The following is a 20004-nucleotide window of genomic DNA, read 5'->3' on the forward strand; positions in this document are numbered from 1 at the left end:
AGGAATTAACCCTTCTTGATGACAACCAAAAACCTTGGTTAGTTGCCATACTAGTTTGTTTTCACTTTTCAAAAGTGAAAGTAAAACAGAGACCCTTTCGGGTTGTATGGTTAAGTGACTAAGCGTACACGGTGGATGCCTTGGCAGTCAGAGGCGATGAAAGGCGTAATAACTTGCGATAAGCCCAGATTAGGTAGTAATAACCTTTTGAGTCTGGGATTCCTGAATGGGGAAACCCACTTGCATAAGCAAGTATCCTGTTGTGAATACATAGCAACAGGAGGCAAACCGGGGGAACTGAAACATCTAAGTACCCCGAGGAAGAGAAATCAACCGAGATTCCGAAAGTAGCGGCGAGCGAAATTGGATTAGCCCTTAAGCTTTTAATGATGCAGGTGAAGAGTCTGGAAAGTCTCGCAATAAAGGGTGATAGCCCCGTAACCGACACATCATAATCAGTGAAAACGAGTAGGGCGGGACACGTGATATCCTGTCTGAATATGGGGGGACCATCCTCCAAGGCTAAATACTACTGACTGACCGATAGTGAACCAGTACCGTGAGGGAAAGGCGAAAAGAACCCCTGTGAGGGGAGTGAAATAGAACCTGAAACCGTGTACGTACAAGCAGTAGGAGCACCTTCGTGGTGTGACTGCGTACCTTTTGTATAATGGGTCAGCGACTTAATTTTAGTAGCAAGGTTAACCGTTTAGGGGAGCCGTAGGGAAACCGAGTCTTAACTGGGCGTACAGTTGCTAGGATTAGACCCGAAACCAGGTGATCTAGCCATGGGCAGGTTGAAGGTTGAGTAACATCAACTGGAGGACCGAACCGACTAATGTTGAAAAATTAGCGGATGACTTGTGGCTAGGGGTGAAAGGCCAATCAAACCTGGAGATAGCTGGTTCTCCCCGAAAGCTATTTAGGTAGCGCCTCGGACGAATACTACTGGGGGTAGAGCACTGTTAAGGCTAGGGGGTCATCCCGACTTACCAACCCTTTGCAAACTCCGAATACCAGTAAGTACTATCCGGGAGACACACGGCGGGTGCTAACGTCCGTCGTGGAGAGGGAAACAACCCAGACCGCCAGCTAAGGTCCCAAAGTATAGCTAAGTGGGAAACGATGTGGGAAGGCTCAGACAGCCAGGATGTTGGCTTAGAAGCAGCCATCATTTAAAGAAAGCGTAATAGCTCACTGGTCGAGTCGGCCTGCGCGGAAGATGTAACGGGGCTAAGCTATACACCGAAGCTGCGGCTACGTACCTTAGGGTATGTGGGGTAGGGGAGCGTTCTGTAAGCCGTTGAAGGTGGTCTGTAAGGGCTGCTGGAGGTATCAGAAGTGCGAATGCTGACATGAGTAACGATAAAGGGAGTGAAAAACTCCCTCGCCGGAAGACCAAGGGTTCCTGTCCAACGTTAATCGGGGCAGGGTAAGTCGACTCCTAAGGCGAGGCCGAAAGGCGTAGTCGATGGGAAACGGGTTAATATTCCCGTACTTCTTACAATTGCGATGGGGGGACGGAGAAGGCTAGGTGGGCCTGGCGACGGTTGTCCAGGTTCAAGTATGTAGGCGGAAAGTTTAGGTAAATCCGGACTTTCATTAACGCTGAGATACGATGTCGAGCTACTACGGTAGTGAAGTCATTGATGCCATGCTTCCAGGAAAAGCCTCTAAGCTTCAGATTGTAAGGAATCGTACCCCAAACCGACACAGGTGGTCGGGTAGAGAATACCAAGGCGCTTGAGAGAACTCGGGTGAAGGAACTAGGCAAAATGGTACCGTAACTTCGGGAGAAGGTACGCTCTTATCAGTGAAGTCCCTTGCGGATGGAGCAGACGAGAGTCGCAGATACCAGGTGGCTGCAACTGTTTATTAAAAACACAGCACTGTGCAAAATCGTAAGATGACGTATACGGTGTGACGCCTGCCCGGTGCCGGAAGGTTAATTGATGGGGTTAGACTTCGGTCGAAGCTCTTGATCGAAGCCCCGGTAAACGGCGGCCGTAACTATAACGGTCCTAAGGTAGCGAAATTCCTTGTCGGGTAAGTTCCGACCTGCACGAATGGCGTAATGATGGCCACGCTGTCTCCACCCGAGACTCAGTGAAATTGAAATCGCTGTGAAGATGCAGTGTACCCGCGGCTAGACGGAAAGACCCCGTGAACCTTTACTACAGCTTGGCACTGAACATTGAACCTACATGTGTAGGATAGGTGGGAGACTATGAAATTGCGTCGCTAGATGTGATGGAGTCGTCCTTGAAATACCACCCTTGTAGTTTTGATGTTCTAACGTTGGTCCCTGAATCGGGATTACGGACAGTGCCTGGTGGGTAGTTTGACTGGGGCGGTCTCCTCCCAAAGAGTAACGGAGGAGCACGAAGGTGGGCTAAACACGGTTGGACATCGTGTGGTTAGTGCAATGGCATAAGCCCGCTTGACTGCGAGAATGACAATTCGAGCAGGTGCGAAAGCAGGTCATAGTGATCCGGTGGTTCTGAATGGAAGGGCCATCGCTCAACGGATAAAAGGTACTCCGGGGATAACAGGCTGATACCGCCCAAGAGTTCATATCGACGGCGGTGTTTGGCACCTCGATGTCGGCTCATCACATCCTGGGGCTGAAGTCGGTCCCAAGGGTATGGCTGTTCGCCATTTAAAGTGGTACGCGAGCTGGGTTTAGAACGTCGTGAGACAGTTCGGTCCCTATCTGCCGTGGGCGTTGGAAAATTGAAAGGGGCTGCTCCTAGTACGAGAGGACCGGAGTGGACGAACCTCTGGTGTTCGGGTTGTCATGCCAATGGCATTGCCCGGTAGCTAAGTTCGGAATCGATAACCGCTGAAAGCATCTAAGCGGGAAGCGAGCCTTGAGATGAGTTTTCCCTGGCACTATAAGTGTCCTAAAGGGTTGTCGTAGACTACGACGTTGATAGGCAGGGTGTGTAAGTGCTGCGAGGCATTGAGCTAACCTGTACTAATTGCCCGTGAGGCTTAACCATACAACACCCAAGGGGTTTTGTGGACTCAGATGTACCAGACCTTGAATGCGTTTGAAGAGAAATAACTTTTAGATAAGCTTTCCGAATTTTAAAATTTGCTTGGCGACCATAGCATTGTGGACCCACCTGATTCCATGCCGAACTCAGAAGTGAAACACAATAGCGCCGATGGTAGTGTGGGGTTTCCCCATGTGAGAGTAGGACATCGCCAGGCTTTAATTTCGACTTTGTCTATTTAATAGACAAGTCACCATAGAGTTCTAAGTTTCTTAGAGTTTTATGTTGACTTTCAAAGTGGAAAGCGTATTATACGCGTCCTGCTTAAGTGCTAAGGCACTGAAAGCGTTCTCTTTTTAGAGAACACGCTCTTTAACAATTTAAACCTATCAATCTGTGTGGGCACTCGTTGATGAATATCAAAACGTTATTACTTAGGTAATAGCAGTTACTTCGGTAACAAACTTGATTTCAATGAACTGAGTGACCAATACAAAATTAAGTTTACTTAATTTTGGCACAGTCAATTCATTACCATTCTGTTGGAATGGTAATAGCTTTAAAATTACACTCTTTATTTATAAAGAATAGTTTTGAAGTCAGTATTCGTTGAGTCACAAAATCTTAAATTGAAGAGTTTGATCATGGCTCAGATTGAACGCTGGCGGCAGGCCTAACACATGCAAGTCGAGCGGAAACGACACTAACAATCCTTCGGGTGCGTTAATGGGCGTCGAGCGGCGGACGGGTGAGTAATGCCTAGGAAATTGCCTTGATGTGGGGGATAACCATTGGAAACGATGGCTAATACCGCATAATGCCTACGGGCCAAAGAGGGGGATCTTCGGACCTCTCGCGTCAAGATATGCCTAGGTGGGATTAGCTAGTTGGTGAGGTAATGGCTCACCAAGGCGACGATCCCTAGCTGGTCTGAGAGGATGATCAGCCACACTGGAACTGAGACACGGTCCAGACTCCTACGGGAGGCAGCAGTGGGGAATATTGCACAATGGGCGAAAGCCTGATGCAGCCATGCCGCGTGTATGAAGAAGGCCTTCGGGTTGTAAAGTACTTTCAGTTGTGAGGAAGGGGGTAACGTTAATAGCGTTATCTCTTGACGTTAGCAACAGAAGAAGCACCGGCTAACTCCGTGCCAGCAGCCGCGGTAATACGGAGGGTGCGAGCGTTAATCGGAATTACTGGGCGTAAAGCGCATGCAGGTGGTTCATTAAGTCAGATGTGAAAGCCCGGGGCTCAACCTCGGAACTGCATTTGAAACTGGTGAACTAGAGTGCTGTAGAGGGGGGTAGAATTTCAGGTGTAGCGGTGAAATGCGTAGAGATCTGAAGGAATACCAGTGGCGAAGGCGGCCCCCTGGACAGACACTGACACTCAGATGCGAAAGCGTGGGGAGCAAACAGGATTAGATACCCTGGTAGTCCACGCCGTAAACGATGTCTACTTGGAGGTTGTGGCCTTGAGCCGTGGCTTTCGGAGCTAACGCGTTAAGTAGACCGCCTGGGGAGTACGGTCGCAAGATTAAAACTCAAATGAATTGACGGGGGCCCGCACAAGCGGTGGAGCATGTGGTTTAATTCGATGCAACGCGAAGAACCTTACCTACTCTTGACATCCAGAGAAGCCAGCGGAGACGCAGGTGTGCCTTCGGGAACTCTGAGACAGGTGCTGCATGGCTGTCGTCAGCTCGTGTTGTGAAATGTTGGGTTAAGTCCCGCAACGAGCGCAACCCTTATCCTTGTTTGCCAGCGAGTAATGTCGGGAACTCCAGGGAGACTGCCGGTGATAAACCGGAGGAAGGTGGGGACGACGTCAAGTCATCATGGCCCTTACGAGTAGGGCTACACACGTGCTACAATGGCGCATACAGAGGGCAGCAAGCTAGCGATAGTGAGCGAATCCCAAAAAGTGCGTCGTAGTCCGGATTGGAGTCTGCAACTCGACTCCATGAAGTCGGAATCGCTAGTAATCGTGAATCAGAATGTCACGGTGAATACGTTCCCGGGCCTTGTACACACCGCCCGTCACACCATGGGAGTGGGCTGCAAAAGAAGTGGGTAGTTTAACCTTTCGGGGAGGACGCTCACCACTTTGTGGTTCATGACTGGGGTGAAGTCGTAACAAGGTAGCCCTAGGGGAACCTGGGGCTGGATCACCTCCTTATACGAAGATACTTACGATGAGTGTCCACACAGATTGATTAGGTTTAGAAAGTAAAAGAGACGATATTGGGTCTGTAGCTCAGCTGGTTAGAGCGCTCGCCTGATAAGCGGGAGGTCGGTGGTTCGAGTCCACTCAGACCCACCAATATCGACTGGATACAAAGATGGGGCTATAGCTCAGCTGGGAGAGCGCCTGCCTTGCACGCAGGAGGTCTGCGGTTCGATCCCGCATAGCTCCACCATCTTTAAGTGTTTTTATCTGAAAATATTTAAAAATGGTTTCGAAAGAAATCTAGCTCTTTAACAATTTGGAAAGCTGACTGATTGATTTACTTACGAGTAATTCAATCAAATTTAAAAGTTCTCAATGTTTATCTTTCATTAGATAAACACAACAAACACATTCAAGTGTCTTGTATTCGAATCAAACTTTAGTTTGATTCACAATTGAGTCCGGCAAACAGTTATCAGGAATTAACCCTTCTTGATGACAACCAAAAACCTTGGTTAGTTGCCATACGCTTATTTGTCTTCACTTTTTAAAGTGAAAGCAAATAGAGACCCTTTCGGGTTGTATGGTTAAGTGACTAAGCGTACACGGTGGATGCCTTGGCAGTCAGAGGCGATGAAAGGCGTAATAACTTGCGATAAGCCCAGATTAGGTAGTAATAACCTTTTGAGTCTGGGATTCCTGAATGGGGAAACCCACTTGCATAAGCAAGTATCCTGTTGTGAATACATAGCAACAGGAGGCAAACCGGGGGAACTGAAACATCTAAGTACCCCGAGGAAGAGAAATCAACCGAGATTCCGAAAGTAGCGGCGAGCGAAATTGGATTAGCCCTTAAGCTTTTAATGATGCAGGTGAAGAGTCTGGAAAGTCTCGCAATAAAGGGTGATAGCCCCGTAACCGACACATCATAATCAGTGAAAACGAGTAGGGCGGGACACGTGATATCCTGTCTGAATATGGGGGGACCATCCTCCAAGGCTAAATACTACTGACTGACCGATAGTGAACCAGTACCGTGAGGGAAAGGCGAAAAGAACCCCTGTGAGGGGAGTGAAATAGAACCTGAAACCGTGTACGTACAAGCAGTAGGAGCACCTTCGTGGTGTGACTGCGTACCTTTTGTATAATGGGTCAGCGACTTAATTTTAGTAGCAAGGTTAACCGTTTAGGGGAGCCGTAGGGAAACCGAGTCTTAACTGGGCGTACAGTTGCTAGGATTAGACCCGAAACCAGGTGATCTAGCCATGGGCAGGTTGAAGGTTGAGTAACATCAACTGGAGGACCGAACCGACTAATGTTGAAAAATTAGCGGATGACTTGTGGCTAGGGGTGAAAGGCCAATCAAACCTGGAGATAGCTGGTTCTCCCCGAAAGCTATTTAGGTAGCGCCTCGGACGAATACTACTGGGGGTAGAGCACTGTTAAGGCTAGGGGGTCATCCCGACTTACCAACCCTTTGCAAACTCCGAATACCAGTAAGTACTATCCGGGAGACACACGGCGGGTGCTAACGTCCGTCGTGGAGAGGGAAACAACCCAGACCGCCAGCTAAGGTCCCAAAGTATAGCTAAGTGGGAAACGATGTGGGAAGGCTCAGACAGCCAGGATGTTGGCTTAGAAGCAGCCATCATTTAAAGAAAGCGTAATAGCTCACTGGTCGAGTCGGCCTGCGCGGAAGATGTAACGGGGCTAAGCTATACACCGAAGCTGCGGCTACGTACCTTAGGGTATGTGGGGTAGGGGAGCGTTCTGTAAGCCGTTGAAGGTGGTCTGTAAGGGCTGCTGGAGGTATCAGAAGTGCGAATGCTGACATGAGTAACGATAAAGGGAGTGAAAAACTCCCTCGCCGGAAGACCAAGGGTTCCTGTCCAACGTTAATCGGGGCAGGGTAAGTCGACTCCTAAGGCGAGGCCGAAAGGCGTAGTCGATGGGAAACGGGTTAATATTCCCGTACTTCTTACAATTGCGATGGGGGGACGGAGAAGGCTAGGTGGGCCTGGCGACGGTTGTCCAGGTTCAAGTATGTAGGCGGAAAGTTTAGGTAAATCCGGACTTTCATTAACGCTGAGATACGATGTCGAGCTACTACGGTAGTGAAGTCATTGATGCCATGCTTCCAGGAAAAGCCTCTAAGCTTCAGATTGTAAGGAATCGTACCCCAAACCGACACAGGTGGTCGGGTAGAGAATACCAAGGCGCTTGAGAGAACTCGGGTGAAGGAACTAGGCAAAATGGTACCGTAACTTCGGGAGAAGGTACGCTCTTATCAGTGAAGTCCCTTGCGGATGGAGCAGACGAGAGTCGCAGATACCAGGTGGCTGCAACTGTTTATTAAAAACACAGCACTGTGCAAAATCGTAAGATGACGTATACGGTGTGACGCCTGCCCGGTGCCGGAAGGTTAATTGATGGGGTTAGACTTCGGTCGAAGCTCTTGATCGAAGCCCCGGTAAACGGCGGCCGTAACTATAACGGTCCTAAGGTAGCGAAATTCCTTGTCGGGTAAGTTCCGACCTGCACGAATGGCGTAATGATGGCCACGCTGTCTCCACCCGAGACTCAGTGAAATTGAAATCGCTGTGAAGATGCAGTGTACCCGCGGCTAGACGGAAAGACCCCGTGAACCTTTACTACAGCTTGGCACTGAACATTGAACCTACATGTGTAGGATAGGTGGGAGACTATGAAATTGCGTCGCTAGATGTGATGGAGTCGTCCTTGAAATACCACCCTTGTAGTTTTGATGTTCTAACGTTGGTCCCTGAATCGGGATTACGGACAGTGCCTGGTGGGTAGTTTGACTGGGGCGGTCTCCTCCCAAAGAGTAACGGAGGAGCACGAAGGTGGGCTAAACACGGTTGGACATCGTGTGGTTAGTGCAATGGCATAAGCCCGCTTGACTGCGAGAATGACAATTCGAGCAGGTGCGAAAGCAGGTCATAGTGATCCGGTGGTTCTGAATGGAAGGGCCATCGCTCAACGGATAAAAGGTACTCCGGGGATAACAGGCTGATACCGCCCAAGAGTTCATATCGACGGCGGTGTTTGGCACCTCGATGTCGGCTCATCACATCCTGGGGCTGAAGTCGGTCCCAAGGGTATGGCTGTTCGCCATTTAAAGTGGTACGCGAGCTGGGTTTAGAACGTCGTGAGACAGTTCGGTCCCTATCTGCCGTGGGCGTTGGAAAATTGAAAGGGGCTGCTCCTAGTACGAGAGGACCGGAGTGGACGAACCTCTGGTGTTCGGGTTGTCATGCCAATGGCATTGCCCGGTAGCTAAGTTCGGAATCGATAACCGCTGAAAGCATCTAAGCGGGAAGCGAGCCTTGAGATGAGTTTTCCCTGGCACTATAAGTGTCCTAAAGGGTTGTCGTAGACTACGACGTTGATAGGCAGGGTGTGTAAGTGCTGCGAGGCATTGAGCTAACCTGTACTAATTGCCCGTGAGGCTTAACCATACAACACCCAAGGGGTTTTGTGGACTCAATAGAAATACCAAACGCTTGAATGAGTTTGAAGAGAAATACTTTTATAGCTCTATTAAATAGAGAAGCAGCTTTCCGAATTTTAAAATTTGCTTGGCGACCATAGCATTGTGGACCCACCTGATTCCATGCCGAACTCAGAAGTGAAACACAATAGCGCCGATGGTAGTGTGGGGTTTCCCCATGTGAGAGTAGGACATCGCCAGGCTTTAAATTAAATCTTTAGGTTGACCGACCTGGAGATATGGACGCTCACTTAGTGAGTTGACCACTGCGGAGTGGTAGTTCAGTTGGTTAGAATACCGGCCTGTCACGCCGGGGGTCGCGGGTTCGAGTCCCGTCCACTCCGCCACTTATTCGATAACCTCGCCTAGTGCGAGGTTTTTTCGAATCTGAAGTAATAAAAATTTTTAGGGGTGTAGCTCCAATTGGCAGAGCAGCGGATTCCAAATCCGCGTGTTGGGAGTTCGAATCTCTCCACCCCTGCCATATTTGAAGCCTCAGCAGAAATGCTGGGGCTTTTTTACGTCTGTTGCTTATTCGAAGCAATGTTGTGAGCTGGAACTCCAGCCCAGTCGAATCTCCGGAGTGCCGGCTCAGTCCAGTCCTACCATATTTAAGGCTCTAGACTGCGCGTCCCGGCAGAAATGCTAGAGTCTTTTTTATACCTGTCACCTTTAATGTAACGGTAGAAGTATTAAGTGCTCCTTTAGCTCCCCTATTTAATCGAATCGCTTGATACCTACTAAATACAACCTTGCCGTATTTAAAGGCTTAGTCGAACACTAGAAGCTTTCGTTCAGCACTTATCTCGCTCCGTAGTTTTTGGTAGTGACTAAAGCTATACCTGTTAGGCCTTGAGTCTCATTATTTTTCCGGAAGGAATGCTTATACAACTGAAGTTTGTTCTAGTGGGTAGACTCGCTAGTGTTGTAGAAGAACGAGTTCTTTGCATGCTTCACTTCTAGCAAGATTTTTGTCTAAGATCGCTGTTTATCATGTCGTCATGTATCATGATTCAACATCCTTTGTATTCATTTAGGCTCTGGCCAAATCTAGTGTCCAATCAACATTAAGGTTTCTGATTACTCTAGTACTAGTGCATAAAATATCGAAGTAAGTTCTATTGTTCATGTATACCTTTCAGCTAGATTTTCAGTGAGGAAATCGGTGAATCTGACTTTCATCAGGTATAAAAAAGGCCACCTAAATTAGGCAGCCTAGTTTGATATTTTGAGATGTTAATCTAACTCTTTCTCAGCTTGTTTCGCTTTCTCTATCATCGGAGTAATTGTTGAACCTTGGACTAAGATTGAGAACACAACAACAGCGTATGTCATGACAAGGATAATCTCTTTAACATCTATTGCCTTGTCTTCAATAACCCAGATACCTGAAGGGATTGAAAGTGCCATGGCTAGAGCTAGACCACCACGCAAACCACCCCAAGTTAAGATCTTGATTGACCAAGGGTTGTAAGTTCTAAAGCGTTTGAATCCGATATAAGACAAGAAAACACTTAGGTAGCGTGCACTTAGCACTAGAGGTACTGCGAACGCCATTAAGATCCAGTCTTCTTGGTGGAATTTGAATAGCAACATCGACATACCGATCAATAAGAACAATACGCCATTTAAGAATTCATCTATCAATTCCCAGAAGTGGTCTAGGTGATCCTCACTCTCTTTCGAGAATCCAATAAAGCGCGTCCAGTTGCCAATCATGATACCTGATACCACCATTGCTAACGGCCCTGATACATGTAGGACTTCAGCAAAGGCATAACCAGCTGTAGGAATACCTATGGTTAATAGCAACTCCATCGAGTGGTCATCGGTGTTGCTGATTAGGTAATGGAATACTAAACCTAGAACAAAGCCATACACGATACCACCGATAGCCTCTTGGACGAATAACATGGTCACGCTACCCACAGTCGGTGCTTCTGTACCGAACGCAATGGTAAATAGGGTAACGAAGATCACTAGGCCAAAACCATCGTTGAATAGAGATTCTCCCTCGATTTGAGTAGAGATTCGTCTGGGAGCATCGAGCTTCTTCACTATTGCTAATACAGCAATTGGATCGGTTGGAGATATTAGAGAGCCAAAAAGTAAGCAATAAATTAGGTCAAATTGAATACCGATAAACTGACAGAACCCATACAGTACAAAGCCAATAAAGAATGTCGAAAACAGTGTAGCGCCAAGAGCGAGTACCGTTATTTCCCATTTCTGATCTTTTAGATTAGGTAATTTAATCCCTAAACCACCTGCAAAGAGTAAGAATCCCAGTATTCCTTTCAGGAGGAAATCTTCAAAGTTGATACTGGCAACGGTTTCTGAGGCGATGTCAGCCAATTGGAACCAATTGTTTTGTCCCGCAATGATAATTAATAGAGATAACATCATTGAGCCAGCTGTAATGGCGATGGTTGTCTGCATTTTACCAATTTTGGTATTCACGAAAGCAATAAGCATGGCAGCTGCGGACAAGAAGCATAAGGTGTAATAGACCGACATTGGGATCCCAACATGTAACAAAGTATGAATATGAATTTTCGTTGTCTCATGCTCAAATAGCAAACATTTTTTTGTCATGACTTGGTAATCAATTTCATCTTTTAGACGTCTAGACTCCTTTTTAATGTGTGGTAGGATGGAGAGATAATTAAAGGAATGAGGTTGTACCGTGGGAAGTAATGTAAGGCAAAAGATTGACGCTCTGTTGAAGCAACGAATTTTACTGATTGATGGTGGCATGGGTACCATGATTCAGGATTATAAATTGGAAGAGCAAGACTATCGTGGTGAGCGCTTTGCTGATTGGCATAGTGATTTAAAAGGTAACAACGACCTTTTGGTACTTACACAACCTAAGCTTATCAAAGATATCCATATGGAATATTTGGAAGCCGGTGCTGATATCCTCGAGACCAATACCTTTAACTCTACAACCATCGCTATGGCCGACTACGATATGGAAAGCCTTAGCGAAGAAATTAACTTTAGAGCTGCAAAATTAGCTCGTGAAGCGGCAGACGAATGGACGGCAAAGACCCCAGACAAACCTCGTTTCGTAGCGGGTGTGTTAGGTCCAACTAACCGAACTTGTTCTATCTCCCCAGACGTTAATGATCCGGGCTATCGTAATGTTAGCTTTGATGAGCTTGTTGAAGCTTACTCCGAATCGACGCGAGCACTTATCAAAGGCGGCTCAGATCTTATTCTTATCGAGACTATCTTCGACACGTTAAATGCAAAAGCATGTTCTTTTGCGGTTGAATCTGTTTTTGAAGAGGTAGGCATCACGCTTCCTGTGATGATCTCCGGTACCATTACTGACGCATCAGGTCGTACGCTTTCAGGGCAAACAACAGAAGCTTTCTACAACGCCCTTCGTCATGTTAAACCTATCTCATTTGGATTGAACTGTGCATTAGGCCCTGACGAACTGCGAGAGTACGTTGGTGAGATGTCTCGTATCTCAGAATGTAACGTTTCCGCTCACCCTAACGCGGGTTTACCTAATGCATTCGGTGAGTATGACCTTTCTCCTGAAGATATGGCTGAACACGTTAAGGAATGGGCTGAGAGTGGCTTCTTGAACCTAATTGGTGGTTGTTGTGGTACAACGCCAGAACATATACGTCACATGGCTGAGGCCGTTGAAGGCGTAACTCCACGTCAATTACCTGATTTGCCAGTGTCTTGCCGTTTATCTGGTTTGGAACCATTGACGATTGCTAAGGAATCATTGTTTGTAAACGTCGGTGAGCGTACTAACGTTACCGGCTCTGCTCGATTTAAGCGATTGATTAAAGAAGAGCTTTACGACGAAGCCTTGAGTGTTGCTCGAGAGCAAGTTGAGAACGGCGCTCAGATCATCGATATCAACATGGATGAAGGGATGCTAGACGCTGAGGCGTGTATGGTTAAATTCCTTAATCTATGTGCGTCTGAGCCAGAGATCTCGAAAGTACCAGTCATGGTCGACTCTTCAAAATGGGAAGTTATCGAAGCGGGCCTGAAATGTATTCAGGGTAAAGGCATCGTTAACTCTATCTCATTGAAGGAAGGGAAAGAGAAGTTTGTCGAGCAAGCGAAACTGGTTCGTCGTTATGGCGCAGCAGTCATTGTGATGGCGTTCGATGAATTAGGGCAGGCTGATACCCGAGAGCGTAAAGTTGAGATTTGTACTAATGCCTACAACATTCTTGTTGATGAAGTCGGTTTCCCGCCAGAAGATATTATTTTTGACCCGAACATTTTCGCAGTGGCTACTGGTATTGATGAGCATAACAACTATGCGGTCGACTTCATTGAAGCAGTAGGGGACATCAAACGCGATCTTCCACATGCGATGATCTCGGGTGGAGTGTCGAATGTTTCATTCTCTTTCCGCGGTAATAACTACGTTCGTGAGGCTATTCACGCGGTCTTCCTATATCACTGTTTTAAAAACGGTATGGATATGGGCATTGTAAATGCGGGGCAATTAGAGATTTACGATAATGTGCCTGAGGATTTACGTGAAGCCGTTGAAGATGTGGTTCTAAATCGCCGGGACGATTCAACAGAGCGCTTGCTCGATATTGCGACTGAGTATCTAGAGCGTGCAGTTGGAAAAGTTGAAGATAAATCGGCTTTAGAGTGGCGTACTTGGCCAGTAGAAAAGCGCTTAGAACACTCTTTAGTGAAAGGTATTACCGACTTTATTGTTGAAGATACCGAAGAAGCTCGTGTTAATGCTTCTCGCCCTATTGAGGTGATTGAAGGTCCATTAATGGATGGCATGAACGTGGTTGGTGATCTCTTCGGTGAAGGTAAGATGTTCCTTCCTCAAGTGGTGAAATCTGCCCGTGTTATGAAGCAAGCGGTAGCCCATCTAGAACCATTTATTAATGCAACCAAAGACGTTGGTGCAACTAACGGAAAAATCTTACTGGCGACCGTAAAAGGCGATGTTCACGATATTGGTAAAAACATTGTTGGCGTTGTCTTGCAGTGTAATAACTACGAAATTATTGATCTGGGCGTAATGGTTTCATGTGAAAAAATCCTTAAGGTCGCTAAAGAAGAGAACGTCGATATCATTGGTCTTTCGGGTTTGATCACTCCTTCATTGGATGAGATGGTTCATGTGGCTAAAGAGATGGAGAGACAAGGCTTTAAACTGCCCCTTCTGATTGGTGGGGCAACCACATCTAAAGCGCATACAGCCGTTAAGATTGAACAGAACTACTCTGAACCTGTGGTCTACGTAAACAATGCCTCACGTGCTGTTGGTGTGTGTACTTCTCTACTCTCTAACGAACTGAAGCCTGCATTTGTTGAGAAGTTGGATATTGATTACGATCGCGTTCGCGATCAACACAACCGCAAAAAGCCGCGCACTAAGCCAGTCTCGCTAGAGAGAGCGCGTGCCAATAAAGTTGCTATCGATTGGAATGCGTATACTCCCCCTGTACCCGCTAAACCGGGAGTACACATCTTCAAGGACTTTGATGTGGCTACTTTACGTCAGTACATCGACTGGACTCCGTTCTTTATGACGTGGTCTTTGGTTGGTAAGTACCCGGCAATTTTTGATCATGAAGAAGTAGGCGAAGAGGCGAAGCGCTTATTTAAAGACGCCAATGATTTATTAGATCGAGTAGAAAGAGAGAAGTTGCTTGAAGCTCGTGGTATGTGTGCCATGTTCCCAGCGAACAGTGTTGGCGATGATATTGAAGTGTATACCGATGAATCGCGTACTGAAGTATTAAAGGTTCTGCACAACCTTCGTCAGCAAACCGAAAAGCCCAAAGGATTTAACTACTGTTTGTCAGATTACATTGCGCCAAAAGACAGCGGTAAAGCGGATTGGATTGGTGGTTTTGCAGTAACGGGTGGTATTGGTGAGCGAGAGCTGGCTGATGAATACAAAGCCAATGGTGATGACTACAACGCGATTATGATTCAGGCGGTTGCAGACCGATTGGCTGAAGCGTTCGCTGAATACTTGCATAAAGAAGTGAGAAAGGACATTTGGGGCTACTCACCTGATGAGAATTTGTCTAACGACGATTTGATTCGAGAGAAGTACCAAGGTATTCGCCCAGCCCCGGGTTACCCTGCTTGCCCAGAGCATACAGAGAAAGGCACGTTGTGGGAGTTGATGGACGTTGAAAAAGCAATCGACATGTCGCTAACCACGAGTTACGCAATGTGGCCAGGTGCCTCAGTGTCTGGTATGTATTTCTCACATCCTGATGCTAGATATTTTGCAATTGCACAGATTCAACAAGATCAAGTGGATAGCTATGCCGACCGTAAAGGTTGGGATATGTTGGAAGCTGAGAAGTGGTTAGGTCCAAACATTAACTAGTTTGAATCTATGACGAGCTTTGATTCGTAAAGTAAAAAAGAGAAAGGGTTGCTTAATAGCAACCCTTTTTGTATCTGTCGTTTGGTGATTTTAAACTAATCGAGCAACCGTCGTTTTATTCAAACAGCTCTTGATGCAGCTTTTGAATCGCTAACTTGGAGACAGATTCATCAAGCAAGAAGCACAGGTTATGTGGGCTCGCTCCGTAACAAATCATACGTAGGTTGAAGTCTTCAAGCGTGCCGAATACTTGCTTCGCATAGCCTTTGCTTTCACTCATGTTGTTGCCAATAAGAGCAACAAGGCATAGGTCGTGTTCAATATCCACAGAACACAGCTCTTCAAGCTCAATGCGAGCGGCTTCTGGTAGCTGAGGAGCACCACCCGATGTATCTGTTTGATCGAGGGTGAGTGATACACTGATCTCTGAGGTAGTGATAAGATCGACAGAGATCTTATGCTTAGCGAGGATCTCGAACACTTTTGCGAGGAAGCCATAAGCATGGAACATATTGGCGCTGCGTAGCGTAACCATGGTTTGGTTGCAGCGTAGGGCAAGCGCTCTGAACAGAGGGGAGCTTTCAACTTGTTGACGAATCCATGTGCCACCGAGCTCTGGTGCTTTTGATGAGCCGACAAATACCGGAATTTGGTGGCGTAGTGCCGGGACTAGAGTCGATGGGTGTAATATCTTCGCGCCAAAGTTTGCCATTTCCGATGCTTCGCTGAAGCTGATCTCTGGGATAGGAGATGCTTTCGATGCGATACGTGGATCCGTGGTGTAGATGCCCGGAACATCAGTCCAGATTTCTAAACCAATCGCTTGTACAGATTCTGCAATCAGTGCCGCTGAGTAATCACTACCACCACGACCTAACGTTGTGGTGTTACCTTCGCTATCGGCGCCGATAAAGCCTTGGGTAACGACAACTTGCTGCTGGCATAGTGGAATCAATTTCTGTTGTGCTAAAGCTGCAATATCTTTTAACTGTGGTTCTGCTTTGCCGAAGTCACCATTGGTGCGCATCACTTCTCTGATATCAAAACGGACAGCGGGTGTGCCACGCTCGAGAATGATTTGAGCGAGGATATGTGTCGACATCAGTTCGCCACATGCCACTAGGTGATCGGTGAGTTTAGTACTGGCTTGGAATGATGCCGCTTCGGCTGCACTCGCAATGTCATCGAGAATACAGTGCACATCTTTTTCAATGCTAATTGGGTCAGCTAGCTGATCAAGAATCGCGTTATGAATGTCAGTCAATTGCGTCAATAATTCCTGACGACGAGTTTTGTCTTGGACACCATTCGCTAGCTCAACCAGCAAGTTGGTGACGCCTGAGCACGCGCTGCTCACAACCAGTTTAGTATTCGAGTTATTTTCAATAATGGCAGCACAACGGCTCATTGCTTCAAAGTTGGCAACACTTGTTCCACCAAACTTAGCGACATTAAAAGAACCAGCTACATTAGATGCACTCACGATATATCTCCCACGACTTCCTAAAATAAAATTACGGTTGGGTAATCCAACGTCCGATGTTTTTCGAAGAGAGTATTTAGAGCAAAAAGAGAGGAATTATTAGAATAGTAACCTCAGAAGCTCTTCACCATATAGAAATGGCGACAGTTGCCGGGATTCAGCCCGCTCAACCGATAATAAAGGTCCTGCATCCTTTTATTATCTCGGCACTGCTCCCCCTTGATGCTTTGTATTGGAAATGCGGTTCCACAAAACATCTGCCTGGGCAGTGCTCCTCTTCTGCTAGATAGCCATTTCATTGAACGTGTTTGCGGTAACAATGTCAATCCGTAACTGGAGATATTTAAAAAATAATTTTAACAATTATGTGACACTGGTGTGACCTCAATACTTTTAGCTAATTGATGACGGTATCGATTTGCTTTAGGGTGGATTGTTCACAACATTAACGTAAGGGATGTACATGTCTAATTTAACACTCACTACTGCTATCGAGAGCTTTTATCCGCCACACCGAACGTTAATGGGGCCGGGGCCTTCAGACATTTCTCCTCAAGTTTTACAAGCCTTGAGCCGTCCAACTATTGGTCACCTCGATCCGTTATTTATCGCGATGATGGATGAACTGAAACAACTTCTTAAGTATGCATTCCAAACTGAAAATGAGTTTACGATTGCTGTTTCTGCGCCTGGCAGTGCAGGTATGGAAACCTGTTTTGTTAACTTGATTGAGCCCGGTGAGAAGGTAATTGTTTGTCGCAATGGCGTTTTTGGTGAGCGTATGCGAGAGAATGTTGTGCGCTGTGGTGGTGAAGCGATCCTTGTAGATGATGAGTGGGGTAAGCCCGTTTCTGTTGAAAAGGTAGAAAAGGCATTGGCAGAAAACCCTGATGCTGTTGCTGTCGCATTTGTGCATGCAGAGACGTCTACTGGAGCGTTATCGGATGCTCAAGCGATTTCAGCCGTCGCTCGTCAGTTTGATGCGTTAACGATTGTTGATGCAGTGACGTCTCTAGGTGGTGTGCCATTGCTAGTTGATGAGTGGCAACTCGATGCGGTGTATTCTGGCAGCCAAAAGTGTCTATCTTGCGTTCCTGGCCTGTCTCCAGTGACTTTCTCTCAACGTGCGGTTGAGAAGATGAAGGCGCGTCAAACTCCGGTACAAAGCTGGTTCCTAGATCAAAGCTTAGTACTGGGTTACTGGAGTGGAGAAGGCAAGCGTAGCTACCACCATACGGCACCCGTGAATAGCCTGTATGCTCTGCATGAGTCGTTGGTTTTATTGAAAAATGAAGGCCTGGATAATGCGTGGTCACGTCACCATGCGATGCACCAAGAGCTTAAAGAAGGCGTAGAAGCACTAGGATTAAAGTTTGTGGTTGATGAAGAGAGTCGTCTTCCGCAGCTCAATGCGCTTTATTTCCCTGAAGGAATCGATGAAGCCAAAATCAGAACACAACTTCTAGAAGAATATAACCTTGAAATTGGCGCGGGACTTGGTTCTTTGGCTGGCAAGGCTTGGCGTATTGGTTTAATGGGTTATGGCGCTCGAAAAGAGAATGTCGCTTTGTGCTTAAAAGCGTTGCAAGACGTTTTAAAATTGCGGTAATAAACTCAAGTTCAAAAGAAAAGCGCACGAGAGATCGTGCGCTTTTTTGTGTCTAGACTAAACGTTAATATGGTGCATTAACTCTAGATTCCGTGGCGTCATTTAGCAGAAGAAATGTTGTTTTCAGCTTCCGATATTTTCTTATATTGAACCTTGGAAAAGTCTCTATTTGGGAACAAGAAGCTCGCTTCACTACGAATTTGTTCTGCTTTACTGTGATCGCCCAATCCTTGATACGCAAGAATCAGGTTGCTGTAGAAAGCAGGTCTTGGCTTACGTTTTATGATCTCTAACGACCAATCTATATAAGGTTGGATCAAGCTAGGATCAGCTTTGTAGAGGCCGATATTTAGATAGGTGCTGTATACGTCCCAATCATAGCGATCTTTCCAGACTACAGGGTTCGTTACCTGCTTAAGAATATCCGGGTTTCTGGGTTTAGAAAGTTCAAATTGAGTCAGGACATAATTGGTATGCAGCGCGCTCAACATATAGAAACTCACCAAGATCGGAACCACCAAGCTAGACACTCTAAACAGGGTTTTACTAACGATACTAAACGGCTGTTGATAGTGACGAGAAGCTCGTTGATCGACCCAGTAAATCAAGATGATGAATGTTATCCAGTGAATCGCTGAGTGGTAAAAAGGGTACTCGAGCTGAGAATGTAAGAGTATCGGTATAAATAGCGCGAGTAGTGCTAGACGTGTTCCCTTCGCTGAGCTTGCTATGCGTGACATCACCAACACTGCAGCAAGCAAGATACCGATGATTGGTACTATTCCACCTTCAACCCCCCAAAACAGGAACTCATTGTGTGGGTGATCCATTGAAGGAAGGCCGGGATGATAATTTGGGTTGAGTTGATGCTGGCGAGCTGTGTATAGCGTGTACTCGGATTCGAACTTCCCGTAGCCATACCCTGTAAATGGCTTTTCGATCATCATATCGAGCGCTTGTGGGAAAGTGTATGCGCGTGCGCTTTCTAGGTCCGCTTTCTTACTTGCAATGCTATCAGCAGTGCTGAGGCTGATTACCGAAAAAGCGACCACGATACCGACTAGCACTGATGCGCACCATCCGTAGAAGCGTTTCTTGGTCGAGAATTTGTATAGATAAGGCAGAATGCAGACAAACCCAATGACGGCAGCCAACCATCCGGTACGTGATGCGATGATGATCAGCAAAGGTACGGTTAAGGTCGGGGTTAGATATAGTAAGAATGACTCGCTAATTTTGTGATTATATTTAGCGGGCTGTCTCGCTAAAAGATACGCTGAAAGCACAAAACCAGTAGCTAAAAAGCTAGCCATTACATTCGGTTGTTGGAATATCCCATAAGGTCGATTAGCTGTTGTGTTGTAACCAAATAGATTGCCGGGTTCCAGTAAGAAATATTGCACGTAACCAAAGAGTGCTTGTATAACCACAGCAAGCACAATGAACCACAACATGCGTTGTTTGTGTTTATTACTGAACTTAAATTGCTGTAGTACGACGAATAAAGCGAAGCCCGCCCACAATCCCAGTAGTCGACCAGATGCGGCTTGAGGAAAGGCGTTACTGTAGAGCGTGGGTAGCGTAAGTATCACGCAACTGATCAGCAAGCCAACGGTTAACTTGGAATATTTGAGCACTCGGTTAGTCGCGAGTTGGTAGAAGCCAATTGCTAACGTAAAGCTAAGAGCTAACCAAGTGGTTGGGTTAAACGATAACGCAAGGCCTGAGCCTCCAGGATTCGGCATGAAAAAATGCATGGCTAACAAGAATACAACTGCTAAAGAAGCCAGAAATGCTTTATTGAGTGGTAGCTGAGTTACCTGATTTTCTAGTTGGGTACCGCTAGTGTGTATTGTTGCCATAAAT

Annotated in this window: 5 protein-coding genes, 4 tRNA genes, 5 rRNA genes and 1 riboswitch; of the genes, 11 read left to right on the forward strand and 3 right to left on the reverse strand. The window is 46.6% G+C overall.

Annotation, left to right across the window (positions count from 1 at the left end; translation table 11 throughout):
* Positions 1–108 precede the first annotated feature (108 nt).
* From OCU90_RS01555 to OCU90_RS01595, 9 genes are all read left to right on the forward strand, one after another.
* Positions 109–3002 (forward strand): 23S ribosomal RNA (locus tag OCU90_RS01555).
* Positions 3003–3100: 98 nt separating this feature from the next.
* A 5S ribosomal RNA gene (gene rrf, locus OCU90_RS01560) occupies positions 3101–3216 on the forward strand.
* A gap of 409 nt (positions 3217–3625) precedes the next feature.
* Positions 3626–5180, forward strand: a 16S ribosomal RNA gene (locus OCU90_RS01565).
* Positions 5181–5247: 67 nt separating this feature from the next.
* Positions 5248–5324, forward strand: a tRNA-Ile gene (locus tag OCU90_RS01570).
* Between the two features lie 21 nt (positions 5325–5345).
* Positions 5346–5421 (forward strand) — tRNA-Ala (locus OCU90_RS01575).
* Positions 5422–5756: 335 nt separating this feature from the next.
* Positions 5757–8650, forward strand: a 23S ribosomal RNA gene (locus OCU90_RS01580).
* 119 nt (positions 8651–8769) lie between these two features.
* Positions 8770–8885 (forward strand): 5S ribosomal RNA (rrf, locus tag OCU90_RS01585).
* Together the 16S, 23S and 5S rRNA genes with 4 tRNA genes alongside form the textbook arrangement of a ribosomal RNA operon.
* 67 nt (positions 8886–8952) lie before the next feature.
* A tRNA-Asp gene (locus OCU90_RS01590) sits at positions 8953–9029 on the forward strand.
* Positions 9030–9089: 60 nt separating this feature from the next.
* Positions 9090–9166 (forward strand) — tRNA-Trp (locus tag OCU90_RS01595).
* Between the two features lie 752 nt (positions 9167–9918).
* Here the strand turns inward: OCU90_RS01595 and OCU90_RS01600 are convergent.
* Positions 9919–11199 (reverse strand): cation:proton antiporter, encoded by a 1281-nt coding sequence (locus tag OCU90_RS01600; RefSeq protein WP_017061334.1) that lies wholly within the window; start codon positions 11197–11199, stop codon positions 9919–9921.
* A gap of 169 nt (positions 11200–11368) precedes the next feature.
* Here OCU90_RS01600 and metH point away from each other — a divergent pair, with 169 nt between their 5' ends.
* A complete protein-coding gene (metH, locus tag OCU90_RS01605) occupies positions 11369–15046 on the forward strand; it encodes a methionine synthase (protein WP_061025082.1) in 3678 nt (1225 codons plus the stop codon).
* A gap of 115 nt (positions 15047–15161) precedes the next feature.
* On the opposite strand, the gene lysC is transcribed toward metH, so the two are convergent.
* Positions 15162–16529, reverse strand: coding sequence for a lysine-sensitive aspartokinase 3 (gene lysC, locus OCU90_RS01610; protein WP_061025080.1), 1368 nt, complete (start codon positions 16527–16529; stop codon positions 15162–15164).
* Between the two features lie 109 nt (positions 16530–16638).
* Positions 16639–16816, reverse strand: a riboswitch (Lysine riboswitch).
* A gap of 176 nt (positions 16817–16992) precedes the next feature.
* Between lysC and OCU90_RS01615 the strand changes: the two genes are divergently transcribed.
* Positions 16993–18138: a pyridoxal-phosphate-dependent aminotransferase family protein gene (locus OCU90_RS01615; protein WP_061025078.1), complete on the forward strand. Its 1146-nt coding sequence runs from the start codon at positions 16993–16995 to the stop codon at positions 18136–18138.
* A gap of 98 nt (positions 18139–18236) precedes the next feature.
* Here the strand turns inward: OCU90_RS01615 and OCU90_RS01620 are convergent, their stop codons facing one another.
* Positions 18237–20000 carry a PglL family O-oligosaccharyltransferase gene (locus tag OCU90_RS01620; RefSeq protein WP_061025076.1) on the reverse strand — a complete coding sequence of 588 codons (1764 nt, stop codon included), beginning with the start codon at positions 19998–20000 and terminating at the stop codon, positions 18237–18239.
* Positions 20001–20004: the final 4 nt, after the last annotated feature.

Origin of the sequence: Vibrio splendidus, assembly GCF_024347615.1 — a bacterium.
GTDB classification, from domain to species: domain Bacteria; phylum Pseudomonadota; class Gammaproteobacteria; order Enterobacterales; family Vibrionaceae; genus Vibrio; species Vibrio splendidus.